Source organism: Lysinibacillus capsici, from assembly GCF_020217405.1.
GTDB classification, from domain to species: Bacteria; Bacillota; Bacilli; order Bacillales_A; family Planococcaceae; genus Lysinibacillus; species Lysinibacillus capsici.
On record NZ_CP084108.1, the window covers coordinates 1,172,812 to 1,192,596 of the forward strand.

A 19,785-nucleotide genomic window follows, 5' to 3' on the forward strand; every position below is an offset into this window, starting at 1 on the left:
CTGTGTCCAAGAAAGAAAAAGAATTAACCGGAAAACAAAAGGCCGCTCTCTTGTTAATTTCATTAGGGCCTGAAGTTTCAGCTTCTGTCTATAAGCATTTAACAGAGGAAGAAATTGAACGTTTAACATTAGAAATTTCAAGTGTTAAAAAAGTAGAATCAAATGTAAAAGAAGAAATTATTGAAGAATTTCACAATATTGCTCTCGCGCAGGACTATATCACACAAGGTGGTATTGGCTATGCAAAAACAGTATTAGAAAAAGCACTTGGCGTAGAACAAGCACAAACAATCATCAATCGACTAACATCTTCTTTACAAGTACGCCCGTTTGATTTTGCTAGAAGAGCTGATCCATCGCAAATTTTTAACTTTATCCAAAATGAACATCCTCAAACAATTGCCCTAATCCTCTCTTATTTAGAGGCAGGGCAAGCAGGGGTTATTTTATCTTCTTTACCACAGGAAGTACAAGCTGACATTGCTAAACGTATAGCGGTCATGGAATCGACTTCACCAGAAGTGATTAGCGAAATTGAATCTGTGTTAGAGCGTAAATTATCCTCAACCGTAACGCAGGATTATACAGAAACTGGTGGTATTGATGCAGTCGTTGAAGTTTTAAATGGAGTAGATCGACAAACAGAAAAAACGATACTCGATGCACTGGAAATACAAGACCCAGAACTTGCAGAGGAAATCAAAAAACGTATGTTTGTGTTCGAGGATATTGTTACACTCGACAATCGTTCCATTCAGCGTGTTATTCGTGATTGTGAAAACGAAGACTTACTGCTTTCAATGAAGGTATCAAGTGAAGAGGTAAAAGATATTATATTCCGTAATATGTCACAACGTATGGCTGAAACATTTAAAGAAGAAATGGAAATTATGGGACCTGTACGTTTACGTGACGTAGAGGAGGCACAATCTCGTATTGTTGCTGTTATTCGTCGTCTAGAGGATGCTGGAGAGATTATTATTGCTCGTGGTGGAGGAGATGACGTCATTGTCTAGAATCATCCGTTCTATTTACACTAAGTCTGATAGCGATAATGTCAAAGAAATACAGATTCGTGATATGTTTGAAGCGGTGGAAGAATACCAAGAAGAAGGACCTCCTCAGCATCAATTAACGTTGGATGAAGTCGTGGCAGAGCGAGATCGTTTACTTACTGAAGCAAGAACTGCTTTGCAAGCTGAACGAGAGATGTTTGAACAGGAAAAACATAGGCACTTTCAAGAGATTGAACATTTAAAGCTAAGTTGGGAGGAAGAGAGACCCAATCGTGTTCAAGAAGCTTATGATGAAGGATTTGGACAAGGCTATGAAGATGGCGTGAATAAGGCCACTGAAGCAATGGCTCAGTCACTTCAAACAGCGAACGAAATAATGATGTTAGCGAAAGAAAATGCTCAAAAATATATTGAGGATCAAGAAGCGGTAATTTTAGAGTTAGGTTTAACTGCTGCAGAAAGAATTATTGGTACTTCGTTAGAACAGGATAACGAACTATTTCTATCGATTGTGCGTAGAGGGCTGAAAGAAGCAAGAGAAATGAAGGAAATTAAAATTTATGTTTCACCAGCTTATTATGCTTTAATTACGACCAACCGAGATGAATTAGCAGAAATGTTCCCAATAGACGTACCATTTATGATTTTTGTAAATGAAGATTTAGATAATGAGACAGATTGCTATATTGAAACAAATCATGGGCGAATTATGGTTAGTATCGATGAGCAATTAAATGCACTTAGATTAAAGTTACATGAAATATTAGAGAGTAAGGAATGATCTTGATGAAAGCGGCTCAATTAATTGAACAAATTCCGCATATCCCAACTTTTAAAAAGTTCGGTAGGGTTACTAGAGTTGTTGGCTTAATGATTGAGTCGCAAGGTCCAGATAGTTCTATAGGTGATGTCTGTAAAATTCATGTGGAAACTGTAAATCACGGTCACCAGATTATTTTAGCAGAGGTCGTTGGTTTTAAAGATGAAATAGTCGTCTTGATGCCTTTTACCTCCTTACGTGAAATATCTATTGGCTGCCTTGTCGAAGGGACGGGAGCCCCACTGGAAGTAAAAGTGGGTCCTGAGTTAATCGGCAAAGTATTGGATTCTATGGGGAATCCAATTGATGGCACTCTATTACCTAGAGGTCTCATGACAGTCCCTACAGAGCAAGATCCACCAAACCCACTAACTCGTCCACCGATTAATGAAAGGCTTGAAGTGGGAGTTAAGGCTATTGACGGTATGCTAACAGTTGGAAATGGACAACGTGTTGGTATTTTCGCCGGTTCTGGGGTAGGTAAAAGTACTTTACTGGGTATGATCGCAAGAAATACACAAGCAGATTTGAATGTCATTGCGCTAATAGGCGAGCGTGGTCGTGAGGTTCGGGAATTCATCGAACGTGATTTGGGTGCTGAAGGCTTAAGTCGATCGATTGTTGTTGCAGCCACATCCGATCAACCAGCATTAATGCGGATTAAAGGGGCATTTACAGCAACAGCAATCGCCGAATATTTTAGAAATCGAGGCTTAAATGTCATGCTGATGATGGATTCCGTGACACGTGTGGCTATGGCACAACGTGAAATTGGACTTGCCACAGGAGAACCACCAGCACAAAAAGGTTATACGCCTTCGGTTTTTGCGATATTGCCTAAATTACTAGAACGTACAGGCACCAATGAAAAGGGTTCTATAACAGCATTTTATACTGTTTTAGTAGATGGTGACGATATGAATGAACCCATTGCGGATACTGTGCGAGGGATATTAGATGGTCATATTGTATTGGATCGAAATCTTGCCAACAAAGGGCAATATCCAGCCATAAACGTCTTGAAAAGTGTGAGTCGTTTGATGAATCATGTTGCAGAGCCAACTCATAAGAAAGCTGCTGAACGATTAAGAGAACTCTATTATACTTACGACAAATCAGAGGATTTGATCAATATCGGTGCTTATAAAAGAGGAACCTCTAAAGAGATTGATGAAGCAATTCATTATGAACCGCTCATTACTGCTTATCTTAAACAGGGTTACTTAGATAAAGTGACACTTGAAGAAAGTGTCAATGAGTTAATAACATTATCGAACGGTGGTGCGAAATAGATGGTCAGTTATGTGTATCGTTTTGAAAAAGTGTTAACTATTCGCGAGCAAGAAAAAAACGAAACCGAAATGGCTTATAAGGAATCTGTCCGTTCTTTTGAAGAAATAGCAACGAAATTATATGACTTGCTAAAAAAGAAAGAAGATTTAATTACATTTCAGCAGGAGCGTTTAATGGTTGGTTCATCCATAGATGAAATTCATCATTATAGTCGTTTTATTGATAGTCTCGAAAAAACAATTGCAGATGTACAACAGAAAGTGATACAAGCTCGTGCTAAGATGAATTGGCACGAAGAAAAACTATTAGAAAAAAACTTGGAAGTACGTAAATTTGAAAAAATGAGAGAAAAGGATTTTAAGCATTTCCAACAAGAGCAAGATCGTATAGAAAGCCTTTTTTTAGATGAAATTTCATTACAAACGTATAACAAGAAAGAAATCAGGTGATTTCATGGCAAAGAAAGACAATCGATTAGCAACAGAATTAGTAGAAGAGCAACCAAAGAAAAAATCTGGGGGCTTTCTTAAGTTTTTTACTTGGATTGTACTGCCGATTATGTTTGTAGTAGCGGTTTTGCTTGTTGTGGCAACTTTAATGAATACAAATGTCTTTGATTTAGGAAAAAAGGCAATAGGTAGTTTACCCTTTATCCCCTCAGAAGAACAACAAGCAAAGGATGCTGTCGTTAATAACGACTCTAAAATAGTGAGTTTACAGGCAGAGGTACAAGAAAAAGAAGCAGAGATTACCCAGCTTCAAAAAAAATTAGATTCAACAATTACTGAAAAAGAGAAGCTGCTGACAGAAAAGGAACAGCTTCAATTTGAAATTGAAAAATTAAATCGTGAACAAGATGATGTGAAGCGTGACTTTAACGATATTTTATCAACATTTGATAAGATGTCGCCGAAAGCTGCGGCACCTGTGTTAATCAATATGAGTGATACAGAAGCACTGCGGATTTTAACGAATTTAAAGCCAGATAAATTAGCAGCTATTTTAGAGAAAATGGATGCAAAAGATGCAGCAAAATATACGGAACTTATGGCTAAACAGTAGGATAATTGAAAGGAGGTGAAAAAATAGTGGATGTAGCGATGATGCAAATGATTAATAAAACAGTACCTACTAAAACTGCAGCAACAAAGTCAACAACAGTTGGTAACGCTGAAGGAAAAATAGGCAGCACACCGAAGAAAGAAAATTTATCAAAGTTTGGTTCAGTTTTTGGGCAAGTATTAACTTCTTCAACTGAAACAACTCAATCAACAAAAACGACTTCATCAAATGAACTTGCGGATTTACAAGCGTTATTAAATGCTGACTCAATGGAGGAAGTACTAGATTTACTGGGGATTTCTCACGATGATGGCTTATTAATGCTTCAACTTGGAGAAGACGGTAAGGCAGTGGCAATGGATGAAATGCTTCATTTAGAAAATATATTAAATGCATTAGCTATTGATGAAGAGCAGCTTCAAAAAATCATCCAACAGTTACTAGGAGAAGAAAAGGAAGCAAGTGATGTTTGGGAGCTCTTAACATTAGTAGATGCCCAAGCGCCGGTACTACAGGCGAATATAAGCACTGCTTTACAAGGAGAAGGTCAAGTGACACCAAAAGAGGCATCACAACTTCTTCAAGTGTTGAAGTTAGTGCAATTAGTAGGGCAAAAGACAGACTTAACAGCACCCCAAGAAGACCTATTAACGACGGTGAGAAGCCTATTAACGACTTTACAAACGCAGGTAGAAACTTTGCAGGTAACAACAACTAAAACAACTGTTACATTGCCATTACAAGGCTTCCAGCAAGTTGTTCAGCAAGTCCAAATGACGAAACAAAGTGAAACAAATACAAATGACATGGTTACGCCACAAACTGTACAAACGAAACCAGACACATTCCATGTAACGTTACCAACGGCTAAGCCTGCTCAATCCGAAGCTTTACTAAAAGAAATGCAAGCCATTATCAATCGAGCGCAGATTTCAAATGCTCAAGGTATTACACGCTTAACCATAAAATTGTATCCAGAAAATCTAGGGACAGTTCGTATTGAACTTGTACAAAATGATGGAGTTCTTACAGCCCGTATACTGGCTTCTACAGCCCATGGACGTGAATTGCTTGATAACCAAGCACACCAGCTAAAACAGGCATTTGCTCAGCAAAATATACAAGTAGATCGCCTTGATATTGCACAATCATTACAAGATGCTGATCGTCAACAACGTGATCAAAGCTTCTTCAATAATTTCTTTAAACAGCAGCAGGACGAAGAACAGGATCAAAAAAGTGATGACGAAGATGAAGGAATGTCCTTTAGTGACTATTTAATAAGTGAGGAGGTGTAACAATGGCAGATACTACAACAAAAGTGACAAATACATCCATAACGGATGATCTTTATTACTCAAATTATAAAAAGCCAACGAAGCAAACAGGCAATAGTGAGCTAGGTAAAGACGCTTTTTTAAAATTGTTGATTACACAATTACAGCATCAGGACCCTACAAATCCAATGGACGACAGGGAGTTTATTTCTCAAATGGCGCAGTTCTCTTCTTTGGAACAAATGCAAAATATGACAAAGGCAATGGAATCATTATTGTCATCACAACAACAATCACAAATGATGAACTATGCAACCTTTATTGGCAAGGAAGTCAAATGGCATGAAATAACAGAAGAAAAAGATGAAAAAGAAAATCCTGTGGTCAATGAAGGCATAGGTGTAATTGAATCACTTAAATTTGTAGATGGTAGTGTTGTTTTTAAATTAGCAGATGGAAAAGAAATCTCACCTGGTAATATATCTGGAATTTTAAGTGGAGCTGGCAATCCTAGTTCAAATGGCAATAATAATGTACAAGAATCTCCGTTAGTGAAGGCTAGCCAATTAATTGGAAAGAATGTAACGTATAAAGACGGTGACCAAGAGCTAACAGGACGAATTGTCTCTGTTTCTAATAAAGATGGGGTCATTAATTACGTACTAGACAATGATAAAAAGCTAACAGATAAAGATTTTACAGTTATTAGTGAATAAAGGTGGAGAATCGTGATGGATAAGTTTTCAATTCATCGTGTACCCTTGCATCCATCTATTCGCACAGTACAGCCTAAGCCAATCAATACACAACAATCGTTTAAAGCTCATTTACAGGAAGCTTCTAGACAAGAGCTAAAAGTGAGCAAACATGCGCATGAACGTATCATGGAGAGAAAAATTGATATCTCTGAACAAGAATGGCAGGTTGTATCGGATAAGGTATTTGAAGCACACTCAAAAGGTGTCAAACAACCATTAGTCTTGATGGATCAAGCAGCTTTAATTGTCAGTGCTAAAAATGCTACTGTCATTACAGCAATGGATCGCACGGAAGCAAAGCAACAGTTATTTACTAATATTGATGGCACAATTGTGCTTTGAAGGCTGGACCTTCTTAAGTAAGGAAGCCTTGGTGAGCTGACTGATAGAGGCTCACCCTATATAAAACGAAGGGAGAACGAAAACATATGTTACGTTCTATGTACTCAGGTATTTCAGGTCTTAAAAACTTCCAAACAAAGTTGGATGTAATTGGTAATAACATAGCGAACGTTAATACAATTGGCTTTAAAAAAGGGCGTGTAAATTTTAAAGATTTAATGTCTCAAACGCAGGCAGGTGCATCCGCAGCAACAGCTACGCGAGGAGGAGTGAATCCACAACAAGTTGGTTTAGGTGCCCAATTAGCAGCAATTGATACAATACATGGTGGTGGCTCATTACAAGGGACTGGTCGAGGACTTGACTTAGGGATTGAAGGAGATGGTTTCTTCATGGTCGCCGATGCAAATGGAGCTCCAGACCCAGATAGTGGCTTTATAGATGAAGAGGGCTTCAACAATACCCTATTTACTCGTAATGGTGTGTTTTATATGGATAGCAATGGCTATTTAGTTAATGCTGATGGTAAATATCTAGTAGGTGTATCTGCTGGAGATGAAATTGTAATGGAAGCTGATGATGATGGTATCAATCCAGAGGATGCACCAATTGCTTCAGGTGATGAAGGTGCAAATTTATTTGACGATGATGGTGTATTAGCCCCTGATGCTGGAGATGTAGGTCCGATACGTATCCCTACGACTGCTAAAGAGATTAGCATAGGACCAAACGGTACGATTGAATATGTTGACCTAAACGGTAATCGTAAATGGGCAGGACAGCTGATTATGGCAAAATTCCCGAATGCTGGGGGTTTAGCTAAGGTAGGAGGAAACTATTACCAACAAACAGCTAACTCAGGAGCTGCTTATGCACAAGTAGCCACTGTTGCAGGTATGGGTAAAGTAGTACCTGGGACAGTAGAGATGTCCAATGTTGATTTATCAGAAGAGTTTACAGAGATGATCGTTGCACAACGTGGTTTCCAAGCGAATACACGTATTATTACAACTTCAGATGAAGTGTTACAAGAACTAGTAAACTTAAAACGATAATAATATAGTCCTTTCAAAAACGGACATTTTAACAAACATATTTTTCATATGAGGGAGGGTCGGGCCGGCTCTCATGCTAGACCCGGCCCTAATTCATGATTGAACTAACACGTCTAAATGGCAAAGCATTTACATTAAATGCTTTATACATAGAAACAGTCGAATCATTTCCCGATACGACTATTACATTAACATCTGGAACAAAATTAATTGTTTTAGAGAGTGAAGATGAGGTGCGACAAAAGGTAACTGCCTTTTATAACAATATACAAATACTATCCAACCCGCATCTACGAGGTGAAGAAGATGAAGAATAATAAAATGCTAACAATGATTATTATTTTACTAGTAGCAGTCATTCTGATTGGGGTTATTTTGTTTGTATTGCTTACGCAATTTAATAAACCCACAGGAGCTGTTGAGCCGTCCATTGATGAGATTGTAGAGGCAACAGTGGAGATACCAGAGATCACGACAAATCTTGCAGATAAAAGAGTTGTGCGCTTGTCATTGAAAATTCAAACGACAAGCAAAGATGCTGCTGCAGAATTAACAAAGCGCGTTTTCCAAGTGCAAAACATCGCCATTCAAGAGCTTTCTGAAATGGAGCAAAAGGACTTAGAAGGTAAGCAAGGGAAACAAATTTTCCAAAAATCATTAAAAACAAGATTAAATGAGTTAATGCAAGAGGGAGAAGTTCAGGAAGTATATTTTACCTCCTTCATTACTCAATAAAACAGAAACTGCTTGAATTGGAGGTGGGCAAATGGCAGGAGATGTGTTATCTCAATCCGAGATAGATGCGCTGCTTTCCGCTATATCGACAGGGGAAATGTCAGCGGATGACATAAAAAAAGAGGACGAGGGACGTAAGGTTAAAGTTTATGATTTTAAACGAGCACTTCGCTTCTCAAAAGATCAAATCCGAAGTTTGACCCGAATACATGAAAATTTCGCACGACTATTGACAACCTTTTTCTCTGCACAGCTTAGAAGCTATGTACAAATTACGGTTGCATCAGTAGACCAAATACCATTTGAAGAGTTTGTTCGTTCCATTCCAAATATGACACTCATTAATGTATTTGAAGTGCCACCATTAGATGGTAATATATTGATGGAAATTAATCCGAACATTGCCTATTCGATGTTAGATCGCCTAATGGGCGGTAGTGGGGCAAGTCATAGTAATGTAGATAACCTTACGGAAATTGAAACAAAAATTATGACAAACCTTTTTGAACGCTCATTCGACAATTTACGCGAAGCATGGGAAAATGTTGCGGAAATAGATCCAATATTAGTGGAACTTGAAGTAAATCCACAATTTTTACAAATGATTTCACCTAATGAAACGGTTGTCGTGATTTCGTTAAATACGATAATTGGTGAGACAAGCGGTATGATTAATATTTGTATTCCGCATGTTGTATTGGAGCCAATTGTTCCAAATCTTTCGGTTCGCTATTGGATGCAAACCAATACGAAAGAGATGTCACCAGAGCAAACAAAAATGCTTGAAACCCGTGTGAAACAAGCCCAATTACCACTCTCAGTTGAATTAGGATTAACGGACATCACCATTGAAGATTTCCTAACAATGCAAGTTGGAGATGTCATACAGTTAGATCAAAAAATTGAAGCGCCATTACTACTAAAAGTAGGTACATTGCCGAAGTTCACTGTTCAACCAGGTAAAAAGGGCGAAAAATTAGCAATCCAGATTATCGACCCTTTGAAAGGAGGAGACGAAGATGAGTGATGAAATGCTCTCCCAAGAAGAAATTGAAGCGCTATTAAGGGGCGAGACGTTGGGAGATAAAAACAACGACACTGATGCTTCAACAAATGAAGAAATAAATGAGATACGAGTGGAGGATTACCTTGATTCGTTTGCACAAGATGCATTAGGAGAGGTAGGTAATATATCCTTTGGTAGCTCTGCCACAGCTCTTTCAGCGTTATTGGGTCAAAAAGTAGATATTACAACTCCAAGTATTTCAATGATTAATCGTAATAAATTAGAAGAGGAATTTCCTCATCCATATGTAGCTGTACAAGTTGAATATACAATTGGTTTGACAGGTATGAATTTACTTGTAATTAAACAATCTGATGCAGCAATTATCGCAGATTTAATGTTAGGTGGCGATGGATTAAATCCGAAGCCAGACTTAGGTGAAATTCAGCTAAGTGCTGTTCAAGAGGCTATGAATCAAATGATGGGCTCAGCTGCTACATCTATGTCGACAGTCTTCAACAAAAAAGTAGATATTTCTCCACCGACAATTGATTTAATGAACATCTCGCAAGATGAAGGTCGAGAAAATATTCCAGAAGACGATTTGCTGGTGAAAGTTTCATTTAGATTAAGAATTGGTAATTTAATTGATTCGAATTTAATGCAATTATTACCGCTTAAATTTAGTCAAAATATTGTAAAATCATTATTAGGTGAAACAGGAGTGTTTGAGGAACCTGTGGCAGCAACTATTGCACCTGAGGCTCCACCAGTTACACCACCGCCTGTTCAACAGCAAATACCTGTAGCACCACCATCTGAACAACCAGTTTATCAACAGCAGTCAGCACCGATGCAGCAACCGATTTATCAGGAGCCACAACAATTTGCACAACCGGCAAGACCTGCACAACCTGCACAACCTGTAAATGTGCAACAAGCCCAGTTTGCTAGCTTCGATTCAAATGTAATCTCTCAATCTGAAGCTAGAAATTTAAATATGCTACTTGATATTCCATTGCAAGTTACTGTAGAGTTAGGACGTACGAAACGTTCTGTTAAAGAGATTTTAGAACTATCAAGTGGTTCAATCATTGAACTGGATAAATTAGCAGGAGAACCGGTTGATATTTTAGTCAATAGTCGTTTAATTGCTAAAGGGGAAGTCGTTGTTATTGACGAAAACTTTGGTGTCCGTATTACAGATGTTTTAAGTCAAGCAGAGCGTTTAAATAATTTAAGATAGTTTCAATTGGAGGAGTTAACCATGTCTAAAAGAATTTTGATTGTAGACGACGCTGCATTTATGCGCATGATGATCAAGGATATTTTATCAAAAAATGGATTTGAAGTTGTTGGAGAGGCAGCAGATGGTTTACAAGCTGTCGAAAAGTACAATGAACTAAAACCAGATTTAGTAACAATGGATATCACAATGCCAGAGATGGACGGTATTGCAGCTCTTAAAGCAATTAAGGGAACAGATCCAAGTGCAACTGTAATCATGTGTTCAGCAATGGGGCAACAAGCAATGGTAATCGATGCGATTCAAGCTGGTGCGAAAGACTTTATCGTAAAACCTTTCCAAGCAGATCGTGTAATTGAAGCGATTCAAAAAGCGCTAGGATGATTGCATGAAAATGTTAAAATCATTTCGTTTAACGATGATTTTCGCATTTCTTGTATCCTTCCTGTTTTTGTACCCGACACCGACTTCTGTCTATGCAGACGCTGATACAAATAGTGTCACGGATTGCATTAAAGATCCAGAAGCTTGTAATGGAGATACGACTGATCCAGCTGCTAAACAAGAAACAACTGTAACAGCAGCTGGAGATATATCTGCATGGGAATACATAAAAATGGTTTTGGCGCTTATTTTTGTTGTAGCTTTATTTTATGGATTGATGAAGTTTTTAAATAAACGAAATTTAAACTTCCAACGTAATCAAATGGTACAAAATTTAGGCGGTTTATCGTTAGGTGCGCAAAAGTCAGTTCAGCTTTTACAGGTAGGTAAAACATTGTATTTAGTTGGGGTCGGAGAAGACGTTCAGCTTTTACGAGAAATTACAGATCCTGAAGAAGTTGAAGCTCTTTTAGCCCTATATAACGAAAGGCAAGAATTTGCAGCAACATCACCGTATATTGCAGAAGTATTTTCTAAGTTTAAGAGAAAAGATAGCGCGAAGGTGCAAAATGAGCAGCAAAAGCAAGATTCATTTGGCAATCTATTCGAAAAAAAGCTATCCGAAATAAAACAGGAGCGTAGTGATGAGATAGAGAGATGGAAGCAGAAGGAGAAGGATGGTAAATGAATGATTTAATCAATATTTTTTCCAACAGCGATCCAACGAATGTCTCTACATCTGTAAAGCTCTTACTTTTACTAACAGTTTTATCACTTGCACCTAGTATTTTAATTTTAATGACATCCTTTGCTCGTATAGTCATAGTCTTATCCTTTGTGCGTACAGCATTGGCAACACAGCAAATGCCCCCAAATCAAGTGATCATTGGGCTGGCACTATTTTTAACATTTTTTATCATGGCTCCAACCTTTCAAGAGGTCAATAAAGAGGCATTACAACCATTGTTTGCTGAAGAAATAGGTATAGAAGAAGCCTATGACCGTGCTAGTGTGCCATTTAAAGAGTTTATGAGTAAACATACTAGGCAAAAAGATCTTGATTTGTTTTTAACATATAATCAAGCAGACAAACCAGCATCAGTGGAGGAAATTCCACTGACTATGCTTGTACCTGCCTTTGCTTTAAGTGAAATTAAAACAGCATTTCAAATTGGTTTTATGATTTTTATTCCATTCCTTGTGATCGATATGATTGTCGCGAGTACATTAATGTCGATGGGGATGATGATGTTACCGCCAGTAATGATTTCATTGCCATTTAAAATATTATTATTTGTACTGGTTGATGGCTGGTATCTCGTTATGAAATCGTTACTACAAAGTTTTTAGGGGATGATACAGTATGACAGGTGAGTTGGTTATTTCCATTGCAGAGCGTGCTATAATGATTATCCTTCTAACAAGCGGTCCGCTACTATTAGTTGCTTTAATCTCGGGTTTAGCGGTAAGTATCTTTCAAGCCACAACGTCGATACAAGAGCAAACGTTAGCATTTGTACCAAAAATTATTGCTGTCTTAGTGGCCATCGTATTCTTTGGCCCCTGGATGCTATCTCAAGTTACAAGCTATGCGAGAGACATATTTGAGAATTTAACGCGTTATATAGGGTGAGTACATGAATGAATTAATTCCGCATTTAACGGTTTTCTTATTAGTACTTGTACGTGTCTCAGCCTTTTTTGCAACGGTTCCTTTTTTTTCCTATAGAACCATTCCACCTCAAGTCAAAATTACTCTCGCACTGGTTTTAGCTTGGATGATGTACTATACAATTGATGTTGAGCCATTTGCATTCAATGATGATTACATATTATTAGTGATGAAAGAAGCACTAGTTGGACTTTTACTTGGTCTAATGGGCTATATCATCATGTCCGCAATTCAAATTGCAGGAAGCTTTATCGATTTTCAAATGGGTTTTGCCATTGCCAATATAATTGACCCGCAAACAGGTGCTCAAAGTCCATTAATCGGTCAGTTTTTTAATATGCTAGCACTACTTTTATTGTTAGCGATTGATGGCCATCATATGATTCTTAATGGAATCTACTACAGCTATCAATTTTTCCCGATGGATCAATTCCCTAGTTTTATGAACGAAAACTTTCCTCAATTTATTATCACAACTTTCACAGCAGTCTTTGCCATAGCATTCCAGATGGCTGCTCCTGTTGTAGCGACCTTATTCTTGGTTGATTTAGCTTTAGGGATCACTGCAAAAACAGTACCGCAATTAAACATATTTGTTGTCGGCTTTCCTATTAAAATTGGTGTTAGTTTTTTAGTGTTATTTACAATGATGGCCGTTATGATTCAAGTTATTCAAAAGCTTATTACGATTATGATTTATGGGATGCGTGATTTAATGGCCATTTTAGGTGGTGGATAATATGAGACTACTACTGAATTTAGAGCTACAATTTTTTGCGGGTGAAAAAACAGAAAAGGCAACCCCTAAGAAACGACAGGATGCTCGAAAAAAAGGGCAAGTTGTCAAGAGTCAAGATATTTCTAGTGCCATTGTAATGTTAATGGTATTTATCTTTTTGTTTTTCTTTGCAGGCTCTTTGCGTGACGAGCTATTAGCTTTTTTCAGGCAAACCTTTATTCATAACATACGCATCGAATCACTGACTATTGATAGTGTGATGCACATATTTACAGAAACTTTGATTCAAATGGCTTTTATCATTGTGCCAATCATGGCAATTGCATTTGTCGGAGCACTTGCAGGTAACTTTATGCAATTTGGTTTTCTTTTTACGTTAGAGCCAATGAAGTTTGATTTGAAAAAGATGGACCCTATTAAAGGGTTAAAAAAGATATTTTCTGTCAAAGCCATTGTGGAGTTAATAAAGTCTGTTTTAAAGATTGGTTTTATTGGAAGTGTTACAACAATTATTATTTGGTCAAACTTACCAGAAGTTTTGGCGTTATCGTTTAAAAGTCCATGGATGACTCTCATTACGGTAGGGAAGCTTGTTGGTATTATGGGTATAGCAGCTTCTTTAGTATTACTTTGTGTATCCGTTTTAGACTGGATGTATCAAAAACATGAGTATGAAAAAAATCTTAAAATGTCTAAACAAGATATTAAAGATGAATATAAAAATAGTGAGGGTGACCCCCTAATCAAATCAAAAATCAAACAACGCCAACGTGAGATGGCGATGAGACGTATGATGTCAGAGGTTCCGAGTGCGGATGTAGTTATTACCAACCCTACTCACTATGCAATTGCCCTCAAATATAATGAGGACAGTATGGATGCCCCTCGTGTTATTGCGAAGGGGACAGACTTTATTGCTCAAAAAATTAAACTGATCGCCAAAGAACATGATGTAATAATGGTTGAAAATCGACCTTTAGCACGTGCTATGTATGACCAGGTAGAAATAGGCGATCAGGTACCAGAAGAATTTTTCAAAGCAGTAGCAGAGATACTCGCTTATGTTTACCGTATTAAGCGAAAAATTTAAGGCTTTTTGTAGGAGGGACACAAATGAAAGTTCGCGATATTGGGGTTTTAGGTGCGGTTATTTTAATCGTTGCGATGCTCATCATCCCTCTTCCTCCGTGGATGTTAAGTTTTTTAATTGTCATTAATATTACATTAGGATTAATTGTACTACTCACAGCAATGAGTATGAAAGAAGCATTGGATTTTTCTATTTTTCCTTCGGTGATTTTACTATTAACTTTGTTCCGATTAGGACTAAGTGTTTCCACAACTCGTGCCATCTTAGCAAATGGAGATGCAGGTTCGGTCGTTGAAACTTTTGGTGATTTCGTAGTTGGAGGAAATATTCTTGTTGGTTTAGTTGTCTTTTTAATTCTAGTGTTAATTCAGTTTATTGTTATTACAAAAGGTGCAGAGCGTGTAGCTGAAGTTGCAGCACGTTTCACACTTGATGCGATGCCAGGTAAACAAATGAGTATTGATGCTGACTTAAATGCAGGGATTATTTCCGAAAAGGAAGCACGTGAACGTCGTGAAAAAGTATCAGGAGAAGCCGACTTCTACGGGGCGATGGACGGTGCTACAAAATTCGTAAAAGGGGATGCCATTGCCTCGATGGTAATGGTTATTATTAACCTATTATTTGGTATCATCATTGGGGTTGTCCAAATGGGGCTTCCATTTGCAGAAGCGGCAACACATTTCTCTAAGCTAACTGTTGGGGATGGTATTGTCTCCCAAATTCCTGCTTTGCTTATTTCAACAGCCACTGGGATTGTTGTAACACGTGCCTCTTCTAAAGGAAGTCTTGGCCAGGACATTACAGGTCAATTATTTGCTCAAGCTAAGCTGCTTTATGTAGCAGGTGGTACCATTGTATTACTAGGGTTATTTACGCCAATACCAAACTGGGTAACGTTGCCAATAGGTCTTTCGTTAATTGCTGGAGCTTATATGATGGAACGTAAGAAGCCAGAGGATGAAGAGGAATTACAGGAGATTGAGGAAGAAGTGGCTACTGATGGCATGAAGAGCCCTGAGAATGTTGTGAATTTATTAAATGTGGATCCAATTGAATTCGAATTTGGTTATGGATTAATTCCCTTAGTAGATGCCGCTCAAGGTGGGGATTTATTAGACCGTGTTATCATGATTCGTCGACAGCTTGCCTTGGAGTTAGGTATCGTGATCCCGGTAGTCCGCATTCGAGACAATATTCAGCTGCAACCAAATGAATATCGAATTAAAATAAAGGGGAACGAAATGGCACGAGGCGAACTTTTACTAGATCATTATTTAGCGATGAGTCCTGGCGACGATGATTCTATTGAAGGTATTGATACTGTCGAACCATCATTTGGATTACCAGCTAAATGGATTACAGAGCAAGTAAAAGAGGACGCGGAAATGTATGGTTACACAGTTGTGGACCCACCAAGTGTGGTGTCAACACATTTAACTGAAATCATTCGAGCAAATGCTCATGAGTTATTAGGCCGTCAAGAGACAAAGCAGTTAATCGATCACTTACGCGAATCCCATCCAATTTTAGTAGAAGAATTAACACCTGCACCTTTATCTACTGGAGAAATCCAAAAGGTACTGGGTAAGCTTCTTCGAGAGAATGTATCAGTGCGTAACTTACCAATTATTTTTGAGACACTTGCAGACTATGCAAAATTAACGAGTGATACAGATATCTTAGCTGAATATGTGCGTCAAGCATTAGCTCGTCAAATTACAGCGCAGTATGTTGGGGATAGTTCAGTATTAAAGGTGATTACGGTTTCAGGTAAAGTAGAAAAAATGATTGCTGATAGTATCCAACAAACGGATCACGGAAATTATTTAGCTATGGACCCACAAGATTCTCAAACAGTATTAGAAACTATTGCAGCGGAAGTAGAGCGTGTTTCGTTTATGGAGCAATCAGCTATTATATTATGCTCTCCAGCAGTTCGAATGTATTTACGACAACTAACGGAACGTTATTTCCCACAAATTCCGGTTCTATCTTATAATGAATTGGATGCTTCGGTTGAAATTCAAAGTGTTGGGGTGGTGAATGTTCAATGAAAATGAAAAAGTATTATGCATCATCCATACCAGAGGCGATGAAGCAAGTGCGAGCAGAATTAGGTGAAGACGCAGTCATTTTAAATTCAAAAGTCGTCATCACAAAGAAATTTTTTGGCATGATAAAAAAGAAGAGTTTTGAAGTGGTTGCGGGTATTGATGTAATGGAGCCACAGCAAGTGGCTTCAGTACCAACACCAGCTGTACTGCCTGTAGTAAAAAAAGAAAATGCAAAGTTGCAAGAGATTACTAATGCTATTCAAGCAAAAATACATCAGGAACCACCCCTTGATGTAGCAGCAGTACATGAGGATGCTAGCATGTCAGAAGAATTAAGAAAAGAAATTGCTGATTTAAAATCATTAATGCAATCGATGCATAAAAAGACTACCCAAGCTCAATATCCCGATGAACTCTTACCCTTCATTGAATACTTAAGACAGCAAGAGCTAAGTGAAGAGCTCATCACAACGATAGGTGATGAGCTTTTTATGCATTTTAAAGAAGCATCCGAAATAAATTTTTCACAATGTAAATTGATAGCAAAAAATTTACTACGTAAGAAGCTGGAAGTTCTTCCAGTCGGAGGATTATCCTACGAAAGAAAATATATAAACATTTTAGGGCCAACAGGGGTTGGTAAGACTACAACCATTGCCAAAATGGCTGCTAGAGCTGTGTTAGAAAAAAAGAAAAAGATTGGCTTTATTACGACAGATACTTATCGGATTGCGGCAATAGAGCAGCTTAAAACATATGCTGGTCTTTTACAAGCTCCTGTAGAAATTGCTTACAATGCAACAGATTTTGAACAAGCGATCCAGAGATTATCACATTTAGATTTGGTTTTTATTGATACAGCTGGTCGAAATTATAAAGAAGTCAAGTATGTTGATGATCTCCAACGCCTCATAAAATTCGATGATCATGCAGAATCTTATTTAGTGCTTGCAATGACAACGAAAGAAAGGGATATGGAGAATATTGTAGATCAATTTAAGCAATTACCAATTCAAAAATTTATTTTTACAAAAATTGATGAAACAAATTCTATTGGCACAATGATCAATTTAATGATTAAATATAATAAAGGACTTGCTTACTATACGAATGGTCAAGAAGTACCAGAAGATATTGAAGAAGCTGATTTAGAAGCAGTACTTAATTTGTTTTTTCAAGGTGAAGAAAAATGAGAGACCAAGCTGAAGCATTACGCTTAAAAATGATGAAACAGCAAGGCGAACTAGGTAGAGCGATTGCAGTTGTAAGTGGCAAAGGTGGAGTAGGTAAAAGTAACTTCACAATGAACTTTGCCATGACTTTAGCCCAAAAGGGAAAAAGAGTTGTCATTGTAGACATGGATATTGGGATGGGGAATATCCATATCTTAATTGGGAAAAATGCTTCTTATAGTTTAAAAGATTACTTAGAAGGAAATAAGCTACTAGATGAGGTAATATTTGAAGGACCTTACGATTTAAGGTATATTTCAGGTGGGTCAGGTATGACGAGTGTGCTTGATTGGTCTCATAGTATGTTTGAACGACTTATTCAAGCATTTGAAGAACTTCAAAAAAACTATGATTATATTTTATTTGATATGGGCGCTGGTGCTACTAATTGGTCGTTAGATTTACTCAAGTCCATTGATGAAATTATCGTCATTTCAACAGCGGAACCTACTTCTATTACAGATGCGTACTCCATGATGAAATATATTCATGTTCGAGATCCAGATAAGCAGTTTTATATTCTCTGTAACCGCGCTCTCAGTAAAGAAGAAGGATTAGAAACGAATGAACGTTTACAGTTAACAATGAAACGTTTTTTAGACAAAGAAACGATCATTCTTGGTTCATTACCTGAAGACCCTGTTGTGCGTAAGGCAGTGCGCGAGCAAGTGCCATTCTCACTTGCTTATCCAGACGCATTAATATCAAAGACATTGCAACTTATAGTCGTTCGTTTTATGGAGCAACGTGCGGGGGAAATACATGCACATGATCAAACAACGAAAAAATTTTTATCGAAACTTAGAAGTATTTTCTCGAAAGGGCGTGATTAATTGGACTTTTTGCATAAAAGCAAGCTTTTAGTTGTGGATGATTCTGCTTTTATGAGAAAGCTAATTAGTGACTTTTTTGTTGGCAACTCGAAGGTGGAAGTAGTTGGAACAGCTCGAAATGGAAAAGATGCGATCAAAAAGATACAATCGTTGAAGCCAAACGTTGTGACAATGGATATTGAGATGCCTGAAATGAATGGGCTCGATGCTTTAAAAGAAATTATGAGACAATGTCCAGTTCCTGTAGTAATGCTCTCAAGTACCACTCAACGTGGGACAGAAAATGCAATTGCAGCAATTGAGGGTGGGGCAGTCGATTTTGTTGCCAAGCCGAGCGGTACCATCTCCCTTGATTTACATAAAATTCAAAATGAACTTGTGCACAAAGTGGAACAAGCTGCAACGGTGCCAATTTCCAAATTGAAAAAACCTTCTGGTAGTAAACGACAACAAGAACAAGTGACAAGGGTGAGTACCGTAATAAAGGAACCACAACAGTATGGACGAACAAATACGTCTACTAATGTTGTTTCTACTAAGGTAGCCGTAACTAAACCAATGGTAGAATGGAGTAAAATAGGAAAGAAGCTTGTGTTAATTGGCACATCAACAGGAGGACCTCGTGCACTTCAGGAGGTTATTACTAAAATTCCTAAGTCTATTCAAGCTCCTATATTAATTGTTCAGCATATGCCTGCTGGATTTACTAAATCGCTTGCTAATCGACTTGATCAGCTAAGTGAAATTTCTGTTAAAGAAGCTGAACAGGGCGATATTTTGCAAAATGGAGTAGCTTATATTGCACCCGGTGGATATCATTTAAAACTTAGAAAAGTAGGAACAACCTTTGGCATTGTTCTTGATAATCAAGAAGCACCAAGATCTGGCCACCGACCTTCTGTAGATGTAATGTTCGAAGATGTTAGTCAATATAAAGATTTTGATAAAGTAGCAGTGATTATGACAGGTATGGGCCATGATGGCTCTAATGGTCTAAAAGCATTAAAAAATACTGGCAATGTCATTGCTATTGCAGAATCAGCAGAAACTTGCATTGTATATGGTATGCCAAAAGCAGCAGTAGAAACGCAACTTGTTGATGAAGTTGCAGATGTAGATGATATTGCACAAACAATAATGAAATATTTGCCTTAAAAGGGGTGTCCTC

At 37.8% G+C, this 19,785-nt stretch carries 23 protein-coding genes; all 23 read left to right on the top strand.

What is annotated here, in order from left to right; genetic code table 11:
- Nucleotides 1-2 precede the first annotated feature (2 nt).
- The 23 genes from fliG to LCP48_RS05595 all read left to right on the top strand — a co-directional run bounded on the left by fliG (nt 3) and on the right by LCP48_RS05595 (nt 19,772).
- Nucleotides 3-1,016, top strand: coding sequence for a flagellar motor switch protein FliG (gene fliG, locus LCP48_RS05485; RefSeq protein WP_004269301.1), 1,014 nt, complete (start codon nt 3-5; stop codon nt 1,014-1,016).
- On the top strand, nt 1,009-1,797 hold the full coding sequence (gene fliH, locus LCP48_RS05490; RefSeq protein WP_004269300.1) for a flagellar assembly protein FliH: 789 nt from the start codon (nt 1,009-1,011) through the stop codon (nt 1,795-1,797). The genes fliG and fliH overlap by 8 nt, the downstream gene beginning before the upstream one ends.
- Before the next feature lie 5 nt (nt 1,798-1,802).
- Nucleotides 1,803-3,128 carry a flagellar protein export ATPase FliI gene (gene fliI / locus LCP48_RS05495; protein ID WP_009371151.1) on the top strand — a complete coding sequence of 442 codons (1,326 nt, stop codon included), beginning with the start codon at nt 1,803-1,805 and terminating at the stop codon, nt 3,126-3,128.
- Entirely contained in the window at nt 3,129-3,578 is a 450-nt protein-coding gene (fliJ, locus tag LCP48_RS05500) for a flagellar export protein FliJ (RefSeq protein ID WP_004269298.1), read from the top strand.
- Between the two features lie 4 nt (nt 3,579-3,582).
- Nucleotides 3,583-4,191: a MotE family protein gene (locus LCP48_RS05505; protein WP_009371153.1), complete on the top strand. Its 609-nt coding sequence runs from the start codon at nt 3,583-3,585 to the stop codon at nt 4,189-4,191.
- 26 nt (nt 4,192-4,217) lie between these two features.
- Nucleotides 4,218-5,489: a flagellar hook-length control protein FliK gene (locus LCP48_RS05510; RefSeq protein ID WP_225340766.1), complete on the top strand. Its 1,272-nt coding sequence runs from the start codon at nt 4,218-4,220 to the stop codon at nt 5,487-5,489.
- Between the two features lie 2 nt (nt 5,490-5,491).
- Entirely contained in the window at nt 5,492-6,184 is a 693-nt protein-coding gene (gene flgD / locus LCP48_RS05515; protein ID WP_004269295.1) for a flagellar hook assembly protein FlgD, read from the top strand.
- 15 nt (nt 6,185-6,199) lie between these two features.
- Nucleotides 6,200-6,568, top strand: a complete 369-nt coding sequence (locus LCP48_RS05520; protein ID WP_004269294.1) for a TIGR02530 family flagellar biosynthesis protein — start codon at nt 6,200-6,202, stop codon at nt 6,566-6,568.
- Between the two features lie 86 nt (nt 6,569-6,654).
- Complete coding sequence (gene flgG, locus LCP48_RS05525) at nt 6,655-7,623, top strand: flagellar basal body rod protein FlgG (RefSeq protein ID WP_225340767.1); 969 nt, start codon at nt 6,655-6,657, stop codon at nt 7,621-7,623.
- 95 nt (nt 7,624-7,718) lie between these two features.
- On the top strand, nt 7,719-7,940 hold the full coding sequence (locus LCP48_RS05530; RefSeq protein ID WP_004269292.1) for a flagellar FlbD family protein: 222 nt from the start codon (nt 7,719-7,721) through the stop codon (nt 7,938-7,940).
- On the top strand, nt 7,930-8,358 hold the full coding sequence (gene fliL / locus LCP48_RS05535) for a flagellar basal body-associated protein FliL (RefSeq protein ID WP_004269291.1): 429 nt from the start codon (nt 7,930-7,932) through the stop codon (nt 8,356-8,358). The genes LCP48_RS05530 and fliL overlap by 11 nt, the downstream gene beginning before the upstream one ends.
- A gap of 31 nt (nt 8,359-8,389) precedes the next feature.
- Nucleotides 8,390-9,385, top strand: a complete 996-nt coding sequence (gene fliM / locus LCP48_RS05540) for a flagellar motor switch protein FliM (protein WP_225340768.1) — start codon at nt 8,390-8,392, stop codon at nt 9,383-9,385.
- Nucleotides 9,378-10,610 carry a flagellar motor switch phosphatase FliY gene (fliY, locus tag LCP48_RS05545; RefSeq protein ID WP_004269289.1) on the top strand — a complete coding sequence of 411 codons (1,233 nt, stop codon included), beginning with the start codon at nt 9,378-9,380 and terminating at the stop codon, nt 10,608-10,610. Before fliM ends, fliY begins: the two co-directional genes overlap by 8 nt.
- Nucleotides 10,611-10,631: 21 nt before the next feature.
- A complete protein-coding gene (locus LCP48_RS05550; protein WP_004269288.1) occupies nt 10,632-10,994 on the top strand; it encodes a response regulator in 363 nt (120 codons plus the stop codon).
- Nucleotides 10,995-11,004: 10 nt separating this feature from the next.
- Nucleotides 11,005-11,682 (top strand): flagellar biosynthetic protein FliO, encoded by a 678-nt coding sequence (locus LCP48_RS05555; protein WP_004269287.1) that lies wholly within the window; start codon nt 11,005-11,007, stop codon nt 11,680-11,682.
- Nucleotides 11,679-12,344, top strand: a complete 666-nt coding sequence (fliP, locus tag LCP48_RS05560) for a flagellar type III secretion system pore protein FliP (RefSeq protein WP_004269286.1) — start codon at nt 11,679-11,681, stop codon at nt 12,342-12,344. Before LCP48_RS05555 ends, fliP begins: the two co-directional genes overlap by 4 nt.
- A 13-nt stretch (nt 12,345-12,357) precedes the next feature.
- Nucleotides 12,358-12,627, top strand: coding sequence for a flagellar biosynthesis protein FliQ (fliQ, locus tag LCP48_RS05565; RefSeq protein ID WP_004269285.1), 270 nt, complete (start codon nt 12,358-12,360; stop codon nt 12,625-12,627).
- Between the two features lie 4 nt (nt 12,628-12,631).
- Nucleotides 12,632-13,405 (top strand): flagellar biosynthetic protein FliR, encoded by a 774-nt coding sequence (fliR, locus tag LCP48_RS05570; RefSeq protein ID WP_004269284.1) that lies wholly within the window; start codon nt 12,632-12,634, stop codon nt 13,403-13,405.
- A gap of 1 nt (nt 13,406) precedes the next feature.
- Entirely contained in the window at nt 13,407-14,495 is a 1,089-nt protein-coding gene (gene flhB, locus LCP48_RS05575) for a flagellar biosynthesis protein FlhB (protein WP_225340769.1), read from the top strand.
- Nucleotides 14,496-14,518: 23 nt separating this feature from the next.
- A complete protein-coding gene (gene flhA, locus LCP48_RS05580) occupies nt 14,519-16,552 on the top strand; it encodes a flagellar biosynthesis protein FlhA (protein ID WP_004269282.1) in 2,034 nt (677 codons plus the stop codon).
- Nucleotides 16,549-17,745: a flagellar biosynthesis GTPase FlhF gene (gene flhF, locus LCP48_RS05585; RefSeq protein ID WP_004269281.1), complete on the top strand. Its 1,197-nt coding sequence runs from the start codon at nt 16,549-16,551 to the stop codon at nt 17,743-17,745. Before flhA ends, flhF begins: the two co-directional genes overlap by 4 nt.
- Nucleotides 17,742-18,617: a MinD/ParA family protein gene (locus tag LCP48_RS05590; RefSeq protein WP_225340770.1), complete on the top strand. Its 876-nt coding sequence runs from the start codon at nt 17,742-17,744 to the stop codon at nt 18,615-18,617. Before flhF ends, LCP48_RS05590 begins: the two co-directional genes overlap by 4 nt.
- Nucleotides 18,618-19,772: a protein-glutamate methylesterase/protein-glutamine glutaminase gene (locus tag LCP48_RS05595; RefSeq protein WP_004269276.1), complete on the top strand. Its 1,155-nt coding sequence runs from the start codon at nt 18,618-18,620 to the stop codon at nt 19,770-19,772.
- Nucleotides 19,773-19,785 lie beyond the last annotated feature (13 nt).